This window comes from Comamonas koreensis, from assembly GCF_021026195.1.
GTDB classification, from domain to species: Bacteria; Pseudomonadota; Gammaproteobacteria; order Burkholderiales; family Burkholderiaceae_C; genus Comamonas; species Comamonas koreensis.
Genome location: NZ_JAJNCT010000005.1, coordinates 704,911 through 724,075, shown reverse-complemented (window position 1 = coordinate 724,075; position 19,165 = coordinate 704,911). Strand labels below are relative to the sequence as shown.

The following is a 19,165-nucleotide window of genomic DNA, read 5'->3' as shown; positions in this document are numbered from 1 at the left end:
CGTTTTGTGTTTTTTACTAGGGTTTTTAACAGGAATACACTGTCGGTTTTTCACGGTCGCGCAGCCCGTTTTCGCTGCGTCTAGAGGATACGTAGATGTTTTCTGTCAAAAAGTGGATGGGTGCAGCCGCCTTGGTGGTCGCAGGTGTATCGGTGGCTGGCGCGGCCCTGGCGCAAGGCGCTGAGTCGACGATGGACCGCGTCAAGCGCACCAAGGAACTGCGCGTGGGCACGGTCGCTGGCGCGATTCCCTACTTCAGCAAGGACCTGGTGACCCAGAAGTGGGAAGGCTTTGGCCCCGACTTTGGCGAAAGCCTGGCCAAGAAGCTCGGCGTGAACGTCAAGTTCGTCGAGACCACCTGGGGCAATGCCGTGCTGGACCTGCAGGCCAACAAAATCGATCTGATGTTTGCGATGGCGCCTACGCCCCAGCGCATGGAAGTGGTCAACTTCTCCAAGCCCCTGCTCAACAACACCTTCACGGCCGTCTGCAAAAAGGGCCATGCCCCGGTGCAAACCTGGGAGCAGCTGAACAACCCGGATGCCAAGGTGGTGGTCGATATCGGCTCCAACCAGGACCAGTTTGCCACCCGCGCGCTGCCCAAGGCCAATATCTCGCGTCTGGAGAGCTCGGGCGCGGCGACGATGTCGGTGCAGACCGGCCGCTCTGACTGCCAGGTGCTGGTGGTGCTGCTGTCGCAGCCGCTGGTGGCCAAGCGCCCGGACGTGGGCACGGTCTATGTGCCGACCCCGGTCGAGACGGCCAACACCAATGTGGGCCTGCGCAAGGAGCCGAACAAGGACTTCGAGAACGCCGTCAACGCATGGTTGGATGAAGCCCGTGCCAAGGGCGAGATCCAGTCCGTGGTGCTCAAGAACATGGAAAAGCTGGCCGGCGTCAAGGCCGATTCCTTCCCCAAGGAAGTCAAGTTCTGATGGTTGGTCCACATGGGCGCCTAGCCCATGTGAAACACCCCGGTTGCAGCCACGTGCTGCCTCCGGGGTGTATGCGTTAAAGGTAGATTGATTTATGTACGAGTGGGACTTTAGCTTCCTGTGGAAGTACCGCATGCTGCTGGTCGGCGGTGTGGGCTACACCTTGCTGTTCACGGTGATCTGTATCCTGGGCGGCCTCGCGGTCGGCCTGGTGGCGGGCCTGGGGCGCCTGTCCAGCAACAAGATCGTGACCGCGCCGCTGCGCGCCTTTGTCGAGGTCTTCCGCTGCACGCCGGTGCTGGTGCAACTGGTGTGGTTCTACTACGCGCTGCCGGTGCTCACCGGCATCGAGATGAGCGCGCCCGTGGCGGCTGCGCTGTGCCTGTCCTTGTACGGCGGCGCCTTCTATTCCGAAATCATCCGGGGCGGCATCATCTCCACCGATATCGGTCAGACCGAAGCGGGCCAGGCGATCGGCATGACGCGCGGCCAGGTGATGCGCCGCGTGATCCTGCCCCAGGCCTTCCGCAAGATGATTCCGCCACTGGTCAACCAGTCGATCCTGCAACTCAAGAACACGTCCTTGCTGATGGTGCTGGCCGTGCCCGATCTGCTCTACCAGGGCCAGGTCATTGCGCATGACACCTACCGCCCGCTGGAGGTCTACACCTTCATCGCCATCACCTATTTCGTGATTCTTTTCCCTGTGACCTTGTGGGCCAAGCGCCTGGAGCACGGCACATCGGCCACCAAGGAGGCCTGAGATGCAAGACCAACCGCTCATTTGTATTCGTGGCCTGAAGAAGTCCTTTGGCAAGCTCGATGTTCTGAAGGACATTTGCCTCGACGTGAACCGGGGCCAGGTGGTGGCGCTGATCGGGCCTTCGGGCTCGGGCAAGTCCACCCTGCTGCGCTGCATCAACCTGCTGACCGTGCCCGATGGCGGCGACATCCGCGTCGATGCGCAGTCGCTGGCCTTCAGCGGCAAGCAGACCCAGCTGCCCAAGGACAAGGTGCTGGCGGGCTTCCGCGCGCGCACCGGCATGGTGTTCCAGCATTTCAACCTGTTCCCGCACATGACGGTGCTGCAAAACGTCATGGAAGGCCCGGTCACCGTGCTGTGCATCGGCAAGGCCGAGGCCGAAGCCCGCGCCACGGCGCTGCTGCAAAAGGTGGGCCTGGCCGAGCGCGCACAGATGATGCCCGACCAGCTCTCGGGCGGCCAGAAGCAGCGCGTGGCCATTGCCCGCGCGCTGGCCATGCAGCCCAGCGTGATGCTGTTCGACGAGGCCACCTCAGCCCTCGACCCGGAGCTGGTCGGCGAGGTGCTGCAGGTCATCCAGTCGCTGGCGCGCGATGGCATGACCATGATCCTGGTGACCCATGAGATCGCCTTTGCCCGCGAGGTGGCCGATAAGGTCGTCTTCATGCGCGATGGCGTGGTGGTCGAAGAGGGTCCGCCCGCGCAGGTGATCGACAACCCGCAGCACGAGGCCACACGCAGCTTTTTGGGCCGCATCATCGGCCACGCCGTATAACCAGCAGGGAGGACAACCATGGATTTTCGACTCGACGATATTGACCGCAAGCTGCTGGCGCTGTTGCAGGCCGACGCCCGCGAGTCCACGGCCAAACTGGCGCGCAAGCTCAACCTGGCGCGCACCACCGTGGTGGCCCGCATTGCGCGGCTGGAGAAGGAAGGCGTCATCGCCGGTTACGGTGTGCGCCTGGGCTCCAAGCTGGAGCAGTCGGCCGTGCGTGCCTACTGCGGCATCAGCGTGATGCCCAAGACTGCCCAGGCCGTCATGCAGGTGCTCGAAAGCATTCCCGAGGTCGAAGAGGTCTCGGCCGTCTCCGGTCAGCATGACTACATGATCTTTCTGCGCTGCGATTCCAACGAGAAGCTCGATGCCTTGCTCGACCGCATCGGCCTGATCGAAGGCATTCGCCAGACCTACACCTCGGTGGTGCTGAGCCGCAAGATCGACCGCCGTGGCGCACTGCCCGCGCTGCCCTTGCTCGACTGACCCTGCCCATGCCGCCCAACGCTGCTGTTACCGCTGCTGATGCGTCCCCGCCGTTTATCGGCATCCTGATGCTGGACACCCAGTTCCCGCGCCCGCCCGGGGACATCGGCAATCTGCAGACCTGGGCAGCGCTGGGCATCCCCGTGCAGATGCACAAGGTGCAGGGCGCATCGCCCGCCAAGATCGTGCGCGAGGCCGATCCCCGTTTTGTGCAGCCCTTTGTCGATGCCGCCCGTGCGATGCAGGCGCAAGGCGCCGCGCTGGTCACCACCAGCTGCGGCTTTCTGGCCGCCTACCAGGAGCTGCTGGCCAGCAGTGTCGATGTGCCGGTCGTCAGCTCCAGCCTGCTGCAATGCGCGCTGCTGTCCCGGCCCGGCGTGGTCACCATCGCCGCGGCCAGCCTGACGCCACACATTCTGGCCGCTGCCGGTGTGCCTGAAGGCACCCCCGTGCAAGGCGTGGCGCCGGATGGAGAATTTGCCACGCGCATCCTCGGCAATGAACTGGAGATGGACATCGCCCAGGCCGAGCGCGATGTGGTGGCTGCCGCCGTTGCGCTGTGCCGGGCCCATCCGCAGCTGCAATCGATCGTGCTGGAGTGCACCAATATGCCCGTCTACCGCGATGCGGTGGCACGCGCCACCGGCCTGCCAGTGCACGATGTGGTGAGCCTGCTGGCGCAGCGCTGGGCTGCGTTGCCAGCCTGATTGTGGAGGCGCCCGGCCATGCGGCCAGGGCGTAGCGGCAAGACCGCTTGAGCCCGTTGTTTTAGCCCTAGAGGAAACGCTCGGCGCGGAACGGCCGCGCATCGACCGGCGCATCATCGCCGCGCATCAGCGCCGCCAAAATCGCGCCGGTGCCCGGCCCGGTGCTGAAGCCAATGTGCTGGTGGCCAAAGGCCAGCCATAGATTGCGCTGGCCCGGCATCGCGCCAATGATGGGGCGGCTGTCCGGCAGGGTGGGGCGGCTGCCCATCCAGGGCGCAGGCTCTAGCGCCTGGCCCATGTCAATCGCCTCGCGCGCTGCGGCCTCGGCCAGGCCCAGCTGCACCGGGTTGGCGGGGGCGTCGATGTCGGTCAGCTCCACACCGCTGGTCAAGCGCAGGCCTTGCTCCATCGGGCTGAGCACATAAGCGCCAGCGGTGTCGTAGACCGGACGCGAGATGTTGCAGGATGCGGGCGGCGCAAAGTGCATGTGGTAGCCGCGCTCATAGGCCATCGGCACCTTCACGCCCAGGGTCGCCATGAACTGGCGGCTCCAGGGGCCCAGCGCCACCACCACGCGGTCGGCCTCCAGGCCATCGTGTGCGCCATCGGCGCGGATGCGCCAGCGGCTGCCGGCAAGTGGCTCCACGGTCTTGATGCGGGCCTGCGCATACTGGCCGCCTTGCTTGCGGAACAGCTCGGCATAGGCCTTGACGACATCGCCGGGGCTGTCCACCGACCAGGTGTCCTTGATCCACAGCGCGCGCTCGAAGATGGGGTTGAGTGCCGGCTCCAGCTGGCGGATATGGTCGCGCTCCAGCACCTCGGTGGCGACGCCGAAATGGGCCATGCGCTCGCGTGCCAATGCGCCGCCCGCAAAGGCGCTGGACTGGCGGTAGAGAAACATCCAGCCGTTGTCGCGCATGCGGTGCGCGGCGCCACTGGCACGCAACAACTGGGCATGCTCATTCATCGACAGGCGGATGAGGCTGTCCAGCGCCGTGGTGGTTTCCTCAAACACCTGGGTGCGGGCCTGGGCGACAAAGCGCGCGGCCCAGCCCAGGTTCTGCAGCAGAAACCGGGCCTGGTAGCGAAAGCCGGCGCTCTGGTTCTTCAGCAGCACCGGCAGGTTGCCCCAGAGGCTGGGGTTGTTGAAGGGCATCAGCGAGCTGCGCGCGATCACCCCCGCGTTGCCGTAGGAGGTCTCTTCGCCAGGAGCCAGCCGGTCCAGCAAGGTCACGCGGAAGCCCTTTTTCTGCAGCGCCAACGCGCTGGCAACGCCCACCATGCCGGCGCCCAGCACGGCCACGGAAATATTGCTCATGGAATGTTTGGAGTCCTGGCAGTCATCTAGAAACGATCTAGCGTATGACTGATATTAAATTAACAATCAAAACCAAGGGCTTGGCATGCGCTGGCGCCCGGGCCACCGCCGGGCCGCACAGCCTGCCAGACCTGCGGGCCAGCCCCTGGTGAGGATGCCTGTGCAGCAAGCGTTTTTCGCAGCGCATCCTGCGGCGCGTATTTTAGGAAATTACGGTGACAAGGGTCTTCCGTTTTGGCGCAATTTCCTTAACTTTTAGTAAAGTCTTGCGGCACCGCAAGCCCCAGGTGCCGCTCAGCCGGGCAGCTGCGCGCCTTCGACCAGAAACTGCAGCTTGCGTTGGCCCTGCCACTCATTGATGTCCAGCCGGAAGGCCAGCAGCACCTTGGCCGGCAGTGGCTCGGTATGGCCAAACCAGATGCCGTCCACCATCTCGCCCTGGTGGCGCAGCTTCAGCGACAAATGCTTTTCACCGACCAGGCGCTGGCTGATGACCTCCAGCTCCTCACTGAAGGTCGGCGGCGCAAAGCCCTGGCCCCAGACCTGGCTGTTGAGCGTGTCCACGGTCTCGGCATGGCGGAACTGCACCGGCAGCGGGCCGTCGGTCTCCAGCTGGCGGGTGAGCGTGCGCTCATCCAGCCATTCCTGCGCGACCTGGGCCAGCGCCTGTTCAAACACCTCGAAATCGTCCAGCGCAATCGTGCAGCCCGCTGCCATCGCATGGCCACCAAACTTGATCAGCACGCCCGGGTGGCGCTTGGCCACCAGGTCCAGCGCATCGCGCAGATGGAAGCCGGGGATGGACCGGCCCGAGCCCTTCAGCTCATGCTCATGGCCTGGCGCACTGCTGGCGGCAAACACAAAGGTCGGGCGGTGCAGCTTGTCCTTGATGCGCGAGGCGACGATGCCGACCACGCCTTCGTGGAAGTCCGGGTCAAACACGCTGACGGCCGGAGGCGGCTCGGTGCCTTCTTCAAACAAGGCCTCGGCCAGCAGCATGGCGTGCTCGCGCATGCCGGTTTCGATATCGCGGCGCTCGCGGTTGATGGCATCCAGCTGGCGCGCCAGGGTGTCGGCCAGCAAGGTGTCGTCGGTCAACAGGCATTCGATGCCGATGGTCATATCGGCCAGGCGCCCGGCCGCATTGATGCGCGGGCCCAAGGCGAAGCCAAAGTCAAAGGTGCTGGCGGTGGCGGCACGCCGGCTGGCGGCCGAGAACAGTGCGCCCAGGCCGGGTGGCATATGGCCGGCGCGGATGCGGCGCAGGCCCTGGGCCACCAGGCGGCGGTTGTTGGCGTCGAGCTTGACCACATCGGCCACGGTGCCCAGCGCCACCAGCGGCAGCAGGCTGTCCAGGCGCGGCTGGGCCATGTCGGCAAAGGCGCCGCGATCGCGCAGCACCGCGCGCAAGGCCATCAGCACATAGAACATCACGCCCACCCCGGCCATGGCCTTGCTGGCAAAGCCGCAGCCGGGCTGGTTGGGGTTGACGATGGCATCGGCCGCCGGCAGGGTGGCTGCCGGCAGGTGGTGGTCGGTAACGATCACCGTCATGCCCAGCGCCTTGGCGCGCGCCACGCCGTCTACACTGGCAATGCCGTTGTCCACGGTCACCAGCACCTGCGCGCCTTGCTGGTGCACGCGCTCGGCAATCGCGGCCGTCAGGCCATAGCCGTCAACCACGCGGTCCGGCACCAGGTAGCTGACCTGCTGGGCACCCAGCATGCGCAGGCCACGCAGGGCCACGGCGCAGGCGGTGGCACCGTCGCAGTCGTAATCGGCCACCACGCAAATGCGCTGCTGCTGGCCAATCGCATCGGCCAGCAGCAGGGCTGCTTCACGCGTGCCCAGCAGGCCGGCGGGCGGCAGCAGCTGGGCCAGGCCGTCGTCCAGCTCAGTAGCAGCTTGCACGCCGCGCGCGGCAAACAGGCGGGCCAGCAGTGGGTGCACACCTGCCTGCTCCAGCGCCCAGACGGTGCGCGGGGGAATATCTCTAGCCAGAATTTTCATAGGGAACTCAAAAGCGCCAAGGGCTTGGTCGGTGCCAGCCATTGCTTGATTTTTGGTAGCCAGCCGGGGGCTGGGGGCGCCAGGGTGATGGCATTTTTCTCGCCGCAGAGGCTGATCCGGCTCCAGGCGGTGCTGGCCAGGGTCGCATCGAGCTGCTGCCATTGCTGCTGCCAGCTGCGCCAGTCGCCCACCAGGGCACTGTCGCGCAGGGCGGTATTCAGCTCTGGCGTCTGGGCGGGCGGCTGGTAGCCGGCGGGCAGGGCGCCTGCGCCATGCACCCAGAACGAATTGATAGGCGCGCGGCCACTGGCCTCGCGTGCATCGCTGAAGGCATGGGTGTAGAGCAGCATCTGCATCTCGGTCTGCAGGCGCTGCAGCACGGCGGCCTGCGCTTTGTCGGGCAGCCAGGGCCGCACATCGCGCAGCGCAATGCGGTCCAGCGCAGCGGTATCGAGCTGCGCAAACACCTCGCCGCGCGCCAGCCAGCGGTCGGGCCGGTCGTAGACCAGTTCAATGCCGTCTTCGCTAAACCAGGGCGCCATGATGGCCAGCAGGCTGCGCGATTCCTCGTCGCTCATCTGCGCGGCGGACAAATCACTCATGCGCACCTGGTCGGGCGAGATCTGCCAGTGGCAGGGCGAGAGAAAGGCCCAGCCGGTATCGCCCGGAGTCTGGCCGCTTTGCAGCTGGTACAGCGCCGCCCAGGGCGTGGCCTTGGGCGGCAGGCCCATGGCCTGGGCCAGCACGCGTTCATGGGGCGGGGCAAAATCTTCCAGCGCGCCGCTGTCGCTGGCGCTGACGGACCACTGCCGCAGCAGGCGTTGCAGGTTCGGCAGGGGCAGCGCCTGCAAGGCTTGCTGGCAGCCCGGCTCGTCCGTGGCTGCGTAGGAGATGATCAAATGCTGGTTTTCCGACATGGGTCTATTGTCGGCGATGCCACAATGCGGTTTGCGGTGCAGTGGATTAAGTGGCTTCTAAGTGCTTACCGGCACCATCTATATTTTTAGAACGATTTATGCAGATTCCCTATGAATTGGCGCTGGGCTGGCGCTACACCCGGGCAGGCCGGGCAACCCGGCGCAACGGGTTTATTTCGTTCATCTCGGGCGTGTCCATGCTGGGCATTGCCTTGGGAGTGGCGGCGCTGATCATCGTGCTGTCGGTGATGAACGGGTTTCAAAAAGAGGTGCGCGACCGCATGCTCAGCGTGGTCTCGCATATCGAGATCTTCACGCCCGGCGGCGATGCCTTGCCCGATCCGGCCCGCACCATTGCTGAGGCCAAGGCCAACCCCAATGTGATTGGCGCGGCGCCTTTTGTCTCGGCCCAGGCGCTGGTCGCCCGGGGTGAAGACATGCGCGGCGCGCTGCTGCGCGGCATTGACCCGGCGCTGGAGCCCGAGGTCACCGACATGACCACCGGCATCGACCAGAGCAGTTTGCAGGCGCTCACACCGGGCAGCTTCAATGTTGTGCTGGGCTCCGAGCTGGCGCGCATTCTGGGCGTGGGCCAGGGCGACCAGGTCACCCTGATCGTGCCCAGCGGCCAGGTCACCCCGGCCGGCACCGTGCCCCGCCTCAAGCAGATGCAGGTGGTGGGCACCTTCAACTCCGGCCACTACGAGTACGACTCCACCCTGGTGCTGATGCACCATGAGGATGCCGAGCGCCTGTTCCGCCTGGAAGGCCCGACCGGCGTGCGTCTGAAGCTCAAGGATTTGCACCAGGCCCCTGAGGTGACCCAGCAGTTGGCCCACAGCCTGAGCGGCCACCTGCTGATCCGCGACTGGACGCAGCAGAACAAGACCTGGTTTGCCGCCGTTCAGGTGGAAAAACGCATGATGTTCATCATCCTGACCCTGATCGTCGCCGTGGCCGCCTTCAACCTGGTGACCACCTTGGTGATGACGGTGACCGACAAGCGCGCCGATATCGCCATCCTGCGCACCTTGGGCGCCAGCCCGCGCAGCATCATGGGCGTGTTCGTGGTGCAGGGGGCACTGGTGGGCGTCATCGGCACCCTGGCCGGTCTGGGCCTGGGCCTGCTGGTGGCCTGCAATATCGATGTGATCGTGCCGGCCATCGAGCGCGCCCTGCACACCAGCTTCCTGCCCAAGGACATCTACCTGATCAGCCAGATGCCCAGCGAGCCCCAGCGCAGCGACATCGTGCCGATCACCATCATCTCCCTGATCCTGGCCTTTGTGGCCACCCTGTACCCCAGCTGGCGCGCCAGCCGCGTGAACCCCGCCGAGGCGCTGCGTTATGAATGATTCGTCCATCGTCCTGGAGGCCTCGGGCCTGACCAAGCGCTTTACCGAAGGCCTGCTCGATGTGCAGGTGCTCCATGGCATCGACCTGCAGGTGCAGGCCGGCCAGACCCTGGCCATTGTCGGCGCCTCGGGCTCGGGCAAATCCACCCTGCTGCATTTGCTCGGCGGGCTGGATGCGCCCAGCAGCGGCACCGTCAGCCTCAAGGGCCAGCGGCTCGACACGCTCAGCGCCGCCCGCCAAGGCGAGCTGCGCAACCAGCACCTGGGCTTTATCTACCAGTTCCACCATCTGCTGCCCGAGTTCAGCGCGCTGGACAATGTGGCCATGCCGCTGCGCATCCGCCGCATGCCTTATGCCGAATGCACCGAGCGTGCGCGTGAGGTGCTGGCCTCGGTGGGCCTGAAGGACCGCGTGCTGCACCGCCCCGCCGAGCTCTCCGGTGGGGAGCGCCAACGCGTGGCCATTGCGCGCGCGCTGGTCACCCAGCCCGCCTGCGTGCTGGCCGATGAGCCCACCGGCAACCTGGACCGCGCCACGGCCGACACCGTCTTCGCGCTGATGCTGCAGCTGGCGCGCGAGCGCGGCACTGCCTTTGTCATGGTCACCCATGATGGCGAGCTGGCCCAGCGCTGCGACCGGGCGGTGCGCATGGTCAACGGCCGCTTTGAAGCCTGAGCCACACTGGCCGCGCCCGCATGCCCTTCTGGATTGACACCCACTGCCACTGGGATGCCCCCGAGTTCGATGCCGACCGCGACGCCTTGCGCGCCGCCGCGCATGCAGCGGGGGTGGCGCATTGCGTGATCCCGGCGGTAGAGCGCAGCAACTGGGCCACCGTGCGCGAGCTGGCCCAGCGCTGGGGCGACAGCTATGCGCTGGGCATCCACCCTCTCTACACCGGCCGTGCGGCAGAAGCCGACATCGAGGCCCTGGCCGCCATGCTCGAAGACTGCCGCGATGACCCGCGACTGGTGGCGATTGGCGAGATCGGCCTGGATTTTTTTGTGCCCGGGCTGGATGCTGAACGCCAGACCTGGTTTTACGAGCAGCAGCTGCAGCTGGCGCGCCGCTTTGACCTGCCTGTCATCCTGCATGTGCGCCGCTCGTCGGACCAGCTGCTGCGCGCGCTGCGCCGCTGGCCGGTGCAGGGCGGCATTGCGCATGCCTTCAACGGCAGCCTGCAGCAGGCGCTGCAGTTTATCGAGCGCGGCTTTGCGCTGGGCTTTGGCGGCGCGCTGACCTATGAGCGTGCGCTGCATTTGCGCCGCTTGGTGCAGCAGCTGCCGATGGCGGCCATCGTCGTCGAGACCGATGCCCCTGATATTCCCCCGCACTGGCTCTACACAACGGCCGAGCAGCGCGCCGCTGGCGAGGCCCAGGGCCGCAACCAGCCGGCCGAGATTCCGCGCATTGCGCAGGTCATGCTGGAGGTGCGGGCCGAGGCCCATGCCGATGAGGCTTTGACCACCGCCGACTGGCAGCGGGCCACCAGCGACAATGCTGCCAGGGTGCTGCCCCGGCTGCAGCCTCTGCTGCCCGGCCGCGATGGGGGATTAGGCCATGGCTGATGCGCTGCTCTGCGGGCTGGCTCCGGTGGTGGGGCCCGGCACCCAGGTCTTGATTCTGGGCAGCTTTCCCGGTGTGCAGTCCTTGCAACTGCAGCAGTACTACGCCCATCCGCGCAACCACATGTGGCCGCTGCTGGCCGCCTTGTGGCCGGAGCACCCGCAGCCCAGCGCCTATGCCGAGCGTTGTGCCTGGCTGCTGGAGCGGGGCCTGGGCCTGTGGGATGTCTATGCCGCTTGCGAGCGCGAAGGCAGCCTGGACACCAGCATCCGCAATGCCCAGCTCAATGATTTTGGGGCGCTCAAAAAGCAGTGCCCGCAACTGGTGGCCGCTGCGCACAATGGTGGCGAGAGCTTTCGCCATGCACCCCGGGTGCAGGCCGTGCTGGGCCTGCCCAGCTACCGGCTGCCCTCCAGCAGCCCGGCCAATGCCTCATGGAGTTTTGAGCGCAAACTCGCTGGCTGGCGCGATGTGATGCGTCAGAGCGGATTGCTGGCCTGAGCCTCTGCCGCTGGAATGCCCGCACGGGCAGCGCGGGGCGCGCCGGGGCTGCCGCCGAGCATGCGCAAGGACAGGCTTTGCACCGCAGGGGCCAGCAGCACCACGATGGTGAATGCGGCAGGCCAAGCCAGCAGATAGGCATGCAGCCAGCGGGAGACAAAATCCCCGACCAGCCCGATGTTCAGCCAGGTGACCCAGGCGCTCATCAGCCCCGAAAGCAGCAAGGACATGATGAAGGACGACAACAGGCGTTGTTTGATGGCGTGAGACATGGGGGTTCCAGAAAAAATCAATCGCGCAGTCTAAAGCCAGCCATCCCCGGTCCGGCTTCTCTGCGTGGTCCGCATGCCACAAATGGCTATCAATCACTATTTTTGATAATTAATGACTATCAATAACCCGGGCAATGCGGCGGCGCGGTGCGCTGAATCCGCGCCCCGCTGGCTGCAACAGGCCAATGCACAGAACCGCTGCGGACAACGGCCGATAATCCCACCCATGACGACTAGAAAAAAATCTCCGCAGCTGGCGCAGCCACTGCCCGAGGTCACGATTTCCGATTTTGACGGAGCCCGCTACCTGCACCTGGGCACTCCGTGGGTGCAAGGCTCGATGCGCATCAAGAAGCCTTTCGATATCGAACTGGAATATGTACAGCGCATGATGGCCTGGCTGCTGCTGGTGGACTGGCCCACGGTGCCCGAGCGCCGCGCGATGCAGCTGGGCCTGGGGGCCGCCGCGGCCACCAAGTTCTGCGCACAAAAGCTGGGCATGGCCAGCACCACCGCGATCGAGCTCAACCCCCAGGTGATCACGGTCTGCCGCCAGTGGTTCAAGCTGCCGCCCGACAGCGACAAGCTCCAGGTCGTGCTGGGCGATGCAGGGGTGGAGATCCAGAAGCCCCAGTACCTGCAGACCGTCGATGCGCTGCAGGTCGATCTGTACGACCATGAGGCAGCTGCCCCCGTGCTCGACAGCCCCGACTTCTACCTGCACTGCCGCCACTTGCTGACCGAGGACGGCTGCATGACGGTGAACCTGTTTGGCCGCACCAACAGCTTTGCCCGCAGCCTTGCCCATATCCAGGAGGCCTTTGGGCCCGAGGCCGTCTGGCGCTTTGCGGCGACGAAGGAGGGCAACACCGTCGTGCTGGCCCAGCGCAGCGCCAGCCGCCCCAGCCGCGAGCTGCTCAGCCAGCGTGCCGACCTGGTGCAGCAGCAGACGGGCTTGCCGGCGCTCAAGTGGTTAAAGGTTTTTAAACCTGTGCAGCCGCTGCTGGACTGACTTTACCAAGGGATCCTCTGCAAAACTCCCTGCCGTGGTCTGAACGCGGACTCGGGCGATCCGCTGCGTTGTCTTCCTTGTCAATAGCTCGCTATTGACTGCGAAAGACGCCTTGCGTCTCATCCCGATCCGCGTCCATCCCGCTTGGCGAGGGTTTTGCAGAGAATCCCAAGCGACTACTAAACCATCAGGTATAAAGCCAGAAGATAAAAAGACAGAGGGAATAAATCATGGCAGCGCCTGACCAGCCAAGCAAACACCACAAGAGCCGGGGCGATGCCTTGCCCGGTGATACCGCCACCAGAAGCCGCTCATCGAGTAGCTCCGGTGGCGGTAGTAGTTCCGGGGCTTCGGCACCCATCCGGCGCTCGGCGATCTTTGTGCCTGGCCATGTCGAAGACGGTCCTGCGCCGTCCAGATCCAGCGGCCCTGCTTCCGTGCCATCCACACCCAGTGCGTCTGGCCCGGCTTCGGCGCCCGCTGCGCGCAGCGGCCTGCCGGCGCTGATGCAGCGCCCACTCGATTTGACCCAGGTCATCAACTGGCTGCAGAGCGATGGCTGGATCAGCCCCGAGCTGGCCAGGGCGACTATCGACCGCTGCAGCCATGCATCCAGCAGCCAGCACCCGATCGTGCGCCTGGCCAGTGTGGTGGTGCCACGCCTGCAGGATGGCAAGGCGCTCGATGTGGAGCTGCTCACCGAATTTGTCGCCAAGCACTGCGGCCTGCCTTATTACAAGATAGACCCGCTCAAGGTGGATGCCGCCAAGGTGGCCGAAACCATGGGCGCACCCTATGCACAACGCCACGGCATTCTGCCGGTGCAGGTCACTGCCCAGGAAGTGGTGATTGCCGTCAAGGAACCCTGGATTGATGAGTGGGTCAGCGAGGTCGAGCGCCAGGCGCGGCGCAAGGTGCGCCGCGTGCTGGCCAACCCCAAGGACATCGACCGCTACCGCAGCGAGTTCTTCGCGCTGGCCAAGTCGGTCAAGGCGGCCAGCAAGCTGGGCGGCTCGCTCAGCTCGCTGGGCAACTTCGAGCAGCTGGTTGACCTCAGCAATACCAACCAGCAGTTCGATGCCAACGACCAGGGCATCATCCGCCTGGTGGACTGGCTGTGGCAGTTTGCCTTTGCGCAGCGCGCCAGCGATATCCATCTGGAGCCGCGCCGCGACCAGTCGGTGATCCGCTTCCGCATTGACGGCGTGCTGCACAAGGTCTACCAGATGCCGCTCGGGGTGCACAACGCCATCGTCTCGCGCGTCAAGCTGCTGGGCCGCATCGACGTGGTTGAGAAGCGCCGCCCGCAGGATGGCCGCATCAAGACCCGCAACACCTTGGGCGACGAGGTGGAAATGCGTCTGTCCACCTTGCCCACCGCCTTCGGCGAGAAGATGGTGATGCGTATCTTTGATCCGGAAAACACCGTCAAGGATCTGTCGGCGCTGGGCTTTACCCCGCATGATGCGCAGCGCTGGGAGAAGCTGGTCGAGCGCCCGCACGGCATCATCCTGGTCACCGGCCCCACCGGCTCGGGCAAGACCACCACCTTGTACTCGACCTTGAAGCGCCTGGCCACCGAAGAGGTGAATGTGTCGACCGTGGAGGACCCGATCGAAATGATCGAGCCGGCCTTCAACCAGACCCAGGTGCAGCCGGCGCTCGATTTCAGCTTTGTCGAAGGCCTGCGCGCGCTGATGCGGCAGGACCCGGACATCATCATGGTCGGCGAAATACGCGATCTGGAAACCGCTGAAATGGCCGTGCAGTCCGCGCTGACCGGCCATCTGGTGTTCTCCACCCTGCACACCAACGATGCCCCCAGCGCCATCAGCCGCTTGATGGAGCTGGGCGTGCCTCCGTACCTGATCAATGCCACCTTGCTGGGCGTGCTGGCGCAGCGCCTGGTGCGTACGCTCTGCCCGCAGTGCAAGCAGCCCGATGAGGAGGCATCGACCGAGGCGCTGACCAGCGCCATCCAGCCCTGGAAGATCAAGCGCGACTACCGCCCCTACAAGCCCGTGGGCTGCGAAGAATGCCGCGACACCGGCTTTCGTGGGCGCATGGGTCTGTACGAGCTGCTCACCGTGTCGGAATCGCTCAAGGACCAGGTGCATGCCTCGCCGTCGATGTCGGTGCTGCGCCGCCAGGCAGTGAAGGATGGCATGCACCCGCTGCGCCTGGCGGGTGCTTTGCGCGTGTCCGAAGGCCTGACCACCATCGAAGAGGTGATGGCCAATACGCCGCCCATCGAAATGGGCGATCGTTAATCTTCTCTGCCCCCCGCTGCCCTCAAGCAAGGGCGCGTGCGGGCACTCTAGGACTAGGGGATCACCCTGTCCAGTCTTCGGCCGTGACAGGGCTGCCATCGGGCTGCAAGCCGCGCCCCGCTTGGGTTTCGGCGCTGTGGGGGCAGCGGTCACCCTAGGGGTTTTCCTGTGTGGAATCGTAAGTGGAATCCACATGCGTCAGCTGCCCGTCAGCGTTGACAATGCGCTGCATCCCTAAAATTGTTTGGAGACAAAGGTAATGAAGCTCAAAAGCCAGAAAGACTTCTGGGCGGGCATCATGTACATGGCAGTGGGTATTGGGTTCGCCGTCGGCGCCCAGAACTACTCGATCGGTACAGGTGCTCGCATGGGTCCGGGGTACTTCCCGTTGATTCTCGGCGTCCTGCTGACGCTGATCGGTGCGGCCGTGGCCTTCAAGGGTCTCACGGCTGGCCCTGCTGACGGAGACCCGATCGGCAAATGGGCTTGGAAGCAGGTGTTCTTCATCTTGCTGGCCAACTTTGCCTTTGGCATCCTGCTGGTAGGCGTGCCCACCATCGGCATCCCGGCCATGGGCCTGATCGTCGCCATCTACGCGCTGGTCTTCATTGCCAGCCTGGCGGGTCAAGAGTTCCGTGCCAAGTCGGTCTTCATTCTGGCCACCATCCTGGCCATTGGCAGTTACGTCGCTTTCGTGTGGGCACTGAATCTCCAGTTCCCCGTGTGGCCTAGCTTTATCACCGGTTAAGAGGGGCCAGGACCATGGAATTGTTTGACAACCTGGCCACCGGTTTCGGTGTTGCCTTTACCTTTCAAAACCTGATTTACTGCTTTGTCGGCTGTCTATTGGGTACCCTGATCGGCGTCTTGCCTGGTATCGGCCCTGTGGCCACCATCGCGATGCTGCTGCCTGCCACCTACGCGCTGCCACCCGTGGCTGCGCTGATCATGTTGGCCGGTATCTACTACGGCGCCCAGTACGGCGGCTCCACTACGGCGATCCTGGTGAATCTGCCGGGAGAGTCATCATCGGTCGTGACCGTGATTGACGGCTACCAGATGGCCCGCAAGGGACGCGCTGGTCCGGCATTGGCGGCAGCGGGCATTGGCTCGTTCTTCGCCGGCTGCGTGGGCACCGTGATTCTGGCTGCCTTCGCACCTCCGCTGACCGAAGTGGCCTTCATGTTCGGTCCTGCCGAGTACTTCTCGCTGATGACCCTGGGCCTGATTGGCGCCGTGGTGCTGGCTTCGGGCTCGCTGCTCAAGGCCGTGGGCATGATTGTGCTGGGTCTGCTGCTGGGCCTGGTGGGTACCGACGTGAACTCCGGCGTGGCCCGTTACTCCTTCGACATTCCTGAGCTGACCGACGGTATCGACTTCGTCGTGATCGCCATGGGTGTGTTCGGCTACGGTGAAATCATCGCCAACCTGTCCAAGCCTGACGATGAGCGCGAAGTGTTTGCTGCCAAGGTGACCGGCCTGATGCCCACCAAGGAAGACTTCAAGCTGATGTTCCCCGCGATGCTGCGTGGTACCGCTCTGGGTTCGGCCCTGGGTATCCTGCCTGGTGGCGGTGCGATGCTGTCGGCTTTCGCGGCCTACACGATCGAGAAGAAGACCAAGCTGCGTCCCGGCGAAGTTCCTTTCGGCCAAGGCAATATCCGTGGCGTGTGCTCGCCTGAATCGGCCAACAACGCCGGCTCGCAGACCTCGTTCATTCCACTGCTGACCCTGGGTATTCCACCCAACGCCGTGATGGCACTGATGGTGGGCGCGATGACCATCCACAACATCCAGCCTGGTCCCCAGGTGATGACCAGCAACCCAGAGCTGTTCTGGGGTCTGATTGCCTCGATGTGGATCGGTAACCTGATGCTGATCATCCTGAACCTGCCGCTGATCGGCGTCTGGATCAAGCTGCTGACCGTGCCTTACCGCTGGCTGTTCCCATCGATCGTGCTGTTCTGCGCTGTCGGTGTGTACGGTACCAACAACAACAGCTGGGACGTGTGGATGGTCGGTATCTTCGGTTTCGTGGGCTATGTGTTCCACAAGCTGGGTACGGAACCTGCTCCGTTGCTGCTGGGCTTCATCCTGGGCCCGATGATGGAAGAAAACCTGCGCCGTGCGCTGCTGCTCTCGCGTGGTGACTGGTCGGTGTTTGTCACCCGTCCAATCTCTGCCGGCCTGCTGATTGCAGCTGCCATCCTGCTGGTGGTGGTCTGCTTGCCAGCGGTGAGCAAGAAGCGCGAAGAAGCCTTCGTCGAAGAAGACTGATCGCCCGCAGCCCTGCTGCACCATGGAAAAGGCATCTTCGGATGCCTTTTTCTATTTCTGCGGCCCAGGAGGGCTGTGGCTTATCGGTGATAATGAGAGTTATTCCCATCTGAGGCGCGAAAGCTGGACCGCCGATGGAGACCCTGGCTTTCCATGGGGCGTTGCCCGTCCGTGCTTGAGCGCTATTACCGAGAACTGCTGAACTTCTGTCTGCGCAAGGTTCGAGACCGCGACACTGCGGCCGACCTGGCGCAGGAGAGCTATGCGCGCGTGCTCGGCATGCAGCGCGCCGGCAAGGTGATCGACCAGCCGGCCGCCTTGCTCAAGCAGGTGGCCTTGAATGCCAAGATCGACCTGGACCGGCGCGCCCAGTTGCGCCAGCACGAGGACATCGACGCGCTCGATGAAACCCAGCAACCCGCCAGCCCCCAGCGCCTGCAGCCCGAGGCGGCCTATGCCTCGTCGCAAACCGTGCAGGCTTACCTGGCCACCATCGAGGCCCTGCCACCCCGCTGCCGCGAGGCCTTTTGCATGTACCTGTTCGACGAGCTGTCCAACCAGCAGATTGCAGAACGCATGGGTGTCTCGATCAGCATGGTCAACCAGTACATCAGCCGTGGCAAGATCGCCTGCGCGGCCCGCAAACAGGAGCTGGACCATGGTGATTGATCCCATCCAACGCGGGGCCGACCTGCAGTTTTTCCGCGCCCATGCGTCTATAGCTTTGAGATGAGCCGTTTGTCCACCTCGCCCGCCCAAGCATCCGCCCCGCCTTTTGACGAGGCGGCGGAGGCGCGCGCGCTGCAGGCCTTTTTTGGCGAGCAGGATGCTGTGGAGCTGCAGGCCGCGCAATGGCATACGCGCCAGGAGCAGGGCCTGGACGCGGGCGAGCAGGCGGAACTGGCGCAGTGGCTGCAGGCCAGCGCCGAGCACGCCGAAGCCTTTGCCCGCATGGATACCGGCGTTGCCCGTTTGCGCGCGCTGCCTGCAGACGCGGTGGCCCAGTGGCGCGCCAGCCAAGCGGCAAGCCAGCCGGCTGCTGCTGCCGCATCGCCCCAACCCGCTCCCGCCCAACCGACGCCAGCGCGCCCCCGGCCCTGGCTGCAGGCCCTGCTGCCCGGCCCGCGTGGCCTGGCCTTCTGTGCCGTGCTGCTGATGGCGCTGGGCCTGGGCTGGCACCAGTGGATGCAGCCGGTCTACAGCGCGCACTATGTCGTCGAGCGCGGCCAGCGCCAAAGCCTGCAGCTGCCCGATGGCTCGACCCTGGAGCTCGATGCCGACACCGATGCCCAGGTGCACCTGTACCGCCACCGGCGCGAGGTGCAGCTGGCGCATGGCCAGGCCATGTTCAGTGTCGCCCCCGATGCCAGCAAGCCTTTTGAGGTGCAGGCCGGCCCGGCCCGCGTCGCCGTGGTGGGCACGCGCTTTGCGTTGCGCTACCGCCAGGATGGCATCGATGCCGGCCAGGTGCGGGTGGAGGTGCAGGAAGGGCGGGTGCGCGTGGCAGCAACGCAGACCCCTGCCAGCGCACTGCTGCTGACCGCTGGCCAGAGCACCCAGGTGGCAGCCGATGGCGAACTGGCGCCCGTGGGCAGCGTGCCCCCCGACAGCGTGGGCCTGTGGCGCAAGGGCTTGCTGCGCTTTGACCACACCCCCCTCGCCCTGGCCTTGCAGGAGATGGAGCGCTACGGCCCCACCGGCCTGGTGGTGCGCGACCCTGCTGTGGCCGCTCTGCCGATTGGCGGCAGCTACGCGACGGCCAAGCCAGCCGAGTTCGCCCATATGCTGACCCTGGTGCTGCCGGTGCGCCTGGTGCCCAGCGCTGGGGGCCGGGCTGAGATCGTGGCCAGACATTAGGCAGGCTGAACTCGGGCTTGGGCGAGGGTGTTGCACAGCCTGCCTGGAAAAAATAATTCCAAAAAATGCCAAAAGCGGGGTGCAGTTCTGCGAACCCGGTGCGTCATAGAAGGTAATGAGATTTATTTACTGCATTG

19 protein-coding genes are annotated in these 19,165 nt (G+C 64.8%); 15 read left to right on the top strand and 4 right to left on the bottom strand.

The genetic code is table 11. The features are described 5' to 3' along the window. Positions 1 to 95 precede the first annotated feature (95 nt). The 5 genes from LPW39_RS05550 (at position 96) to LPW39_RS05530 (ending at position 3,669) form a co-directional block, all read left to right on the top strand. Positions 96 to 935: a transporter substrate-binding domain-containing protein gene (locus tag LPW39_RS05550; RefSeq protein ID WP_230772005.1), complete on the top strand. Its 840-nt coding sequence runs from the start codon at positions 96 to 98 to the stop codon at positions 933 to 935. A 94-nt stretch (positions 936 to 1,029) separates the two neighbouring features. Beyond that, the gene (locus LPW39_RS05545; protein WP_230772003.1) at positions 1,030 to 1,698 is read left to right on the top strand and encodes an amino acid ABC transporter permease; all 669 of its coding nucleotides are present in this window, start codon (positions 1,030 to 1,032) and stop codon (positions 1,696 to 1,698) included. 1 nt (position 1,699) lies between these two features. Then, entirely contained in the window at positions 1,700 to 2,473 is a 774-nt protein-coding gene (locus tag LPW39_RS05540) for an amino acid ABC transporter ATP-binding protein (RefSeq protein WP_230772001.1), read from the top strand. 18 nt (positions 2,474 to 2,491) lie between these two features. Next, positions 2,492 to 2,962 (top strand): Lrp/AsnC family transcriptional regulator, encoded by a 471-nt coding sequence (locus LPW39_RS05535; RefSeq protein WP_021026316.1) that lies wholly within the window; start codon positions 2,492 to 2,494, stop codon positions 2,960 to 2,962. An 8-nt stretch (positions 2,963 to 2,970) separates the two neighbouring features. After that, complete coding sequence (locus LPW39_RS05530) at positions 2,971 to 3,669, top strand: aspartate/glutamate racemase family protein (RefSeq protein WP_230771999.1); 699 nt, start codon at positions 2,971 to 2,973, stop codon at positions 3,667 to 3,669. Positions 3,670 to 3,736: 67 nt separating this feature from the next. Here the strand turns inward: LPW39_RS05530 and LPW39_RS05525 are convergent, their stop codons facing one another. The 3 genes from LPW39_RS05525 to LPW39_RS05515 form a co-directional block, all read right to left on the bottom strand. Further along, positions 3,737 to 4,990, bottom strand: a complete 1,254-nt coding sequence (locus LPW39_RS05525; protein WP_230771997.1) for an NAD(P)/FAD-dependent oxidoreductase — start codon at positions 4,988 to 4,990, stop codon at positions 3,737 to 3,739. Between the two features lie 294 nt (positions 4,991 to 5,284). Beyond that, a complete protein-coding gene (gene recJ / locus LPW39_RS05520) occupies positions 5,285 to 7,000 on the bottom strand; it encodes a single-stranded-DNA-specific exonuclease RecJ (protein WP_230771996.1) in 1,716 nt (571 codons plus the stop codon). Beyond that, a complete protein-coding gene (locus LPW39_RS05515) occupies positions 6,997 to 7,917 on the bottom strand; it encodes a phosphoglycerate mutase (protein ID WP_230771994.1) in 921 nt (306 codons plus the stop codon). Before LPW39_RS05515 ends, recJ begins: the two co-directional genes overlap by 4 nt. Positions 7,918 to 8,015: 98 nt before the next feature. On the opposite strand from LPW39_RS05515, the gene LPW39_RS05510 reads away from it, so the two are divergent. Genes LPW39_RS05510 through LPW39_RS05495 form a run of 4 tightly spaced genes read left to right on the top strand, consistent with a single transcriptional unit; the run spans position 8,016 to position 11,340 of the window. Then, positions 8,016 to 9,272, top strand: coding sequence for a lipoprotein-releasing ABC transporter permease subunit (locus tag LPW39_RS05510; protein WP_230771992.1), 1,257 nt, complete (start codon positions 8,016 to 8,018; stop codon positions 9,270 to 9,272). Continuing rightward, entirely contained in the window at positions 9,265 to 9,948 is a 684-nt protein-coding gene (gene lolD / locus LPW39_RS05505; protein ID WP_133854839.1) for a lipoprotein-releasing ABC transporter ATP-binding protein LolD, read from the top strand. The genes LPW39_RS05510 and lolD overlap by 8 nt, the downstream gene beginning before the upstream one ends. A gap of 20 nt (positions 9,949 to 9,968) precedes the next feature. Next, entirely contained in the window at positions 9,969 to 10,841 is an 873-nt protein-coding gene (locus LPW39_RS05500) for a TatD family hydrolase (RefSeq protein ID WP_230771990.1), read from the top strand. Continuing rightward, positions 10,834 to 11,340, top strand: a complete 507-nt coding sequence (locus tag LPW39_RS05495) for a DNA-deoxyinosine glycosylase (protein ID WP_230771988.1) — start codon at positions 10,834 to 10,836, stop codon at positions 11,338 to 11,340. Before LPW39_RS05500 ends, LPW39_RS05495 begins: the two co-directional genes overlap by 8 nt. Here LPW39_RS05495 and LPW39_RS05490 read toward each other — a convergent pair. Continuing rightward, positions 11,319 to 11,612: a DUF2798 domain-containing protein gene (locus tag LPW39_RS05490; protein ID WP_230771986.1), complete on the bottom strand. Its 294-nt coding sequence runs from the start codon at positions 11,610 to 11,612 to the stop codon at positions 11,319 to 11,321. The two genes, LPW39_RS05495 and LPW39_RS05490, sit on opposite strands and share 22 nt — an antisense overlap. 226 nt (positions 11,613 to 11,838) lie before the next feature. On the opposite strand from LPW39_RS05490, the gene LPW39_RS05485 reads away from it, so the two are divergent. The 6 genes from LPW39_RS05485 (at position 11,839) to LPW39_RS05460 (ending at position 19,028) form a co-directional block, all read left to right on the top strand. Then, entirely contained in the window at positions 11,839 to 12,624 is a 786-nt protein-coding gene (locus LPW39_RS05485; RefSeq protein ID WP_230771983.1) for a class I SAM-dependent methyltransferase, read from the top strand. Between the two features lie 506 nt (positions 12,625 to 13,130). Beyond that, positions 13,131 to 14,894 (top strand): GspE/PulE family protein, encoded by a 1,764-nt coding sequence (locus LPW39_RS05480; protein WP_230772892.1) that lies wholly within the window; start codon positions 13,131 to 13,133, stop codon positions 14,892 to 14,894. Positions 14,895 to 15,153: 259 nt separating this feature from the next. Next, positions 15,154 to 15,642 carry a tripartite tricarboxylate transporter TctB family protein gene (locus tag LPW39_RS05475; protein WP_230771982.1) on the top strand — a complete coding sequence of 163 codons (489 nt, stop codon included), beginning with the start codon at positions 15,154 to 15,156 and terminating at the stop codon, positions 15,640 to 15,642. 14 nt (positions 15,643 to 15,656) lie between these two features. Beyond that, entirely contained in the window at positions 15,657 to 17,171 is a 1,515-nt protein-coding gene (locus tag LPW39_RS05470) for a tripartite tricarboxylate transporter permease (RefSeq protein ID WP_230771980.1), read from the top strand. Between the two features lie 153 nt (positions 17,172 to 17,324). Then, a complete protein-coding gene (locus LPW39_RS05465) occupies positions 17,325 to 17,840 on the top strand; it encodes a sigma-70 family RNA polymerase sigma factor (protein WP_230771978.1) in 516 nt (171 codons plus the stop codon). A 60-nt stretch (positions 17,841 to 17,900) separates the two neighbouring features. Then, complete coding sequence (locus LPW39_RS05460) at positions 17,901 to 19,028, top strand: FecR family protein (RefSeq protein WP_230771976.1); 1,128 nt, start codon at positions 17,901 to 17,903, stop codon at positions 19,026 to 19,028. The last annotated feature ends 137 nt before the right edge of the window (positions 19,029 to 19,165 follow it).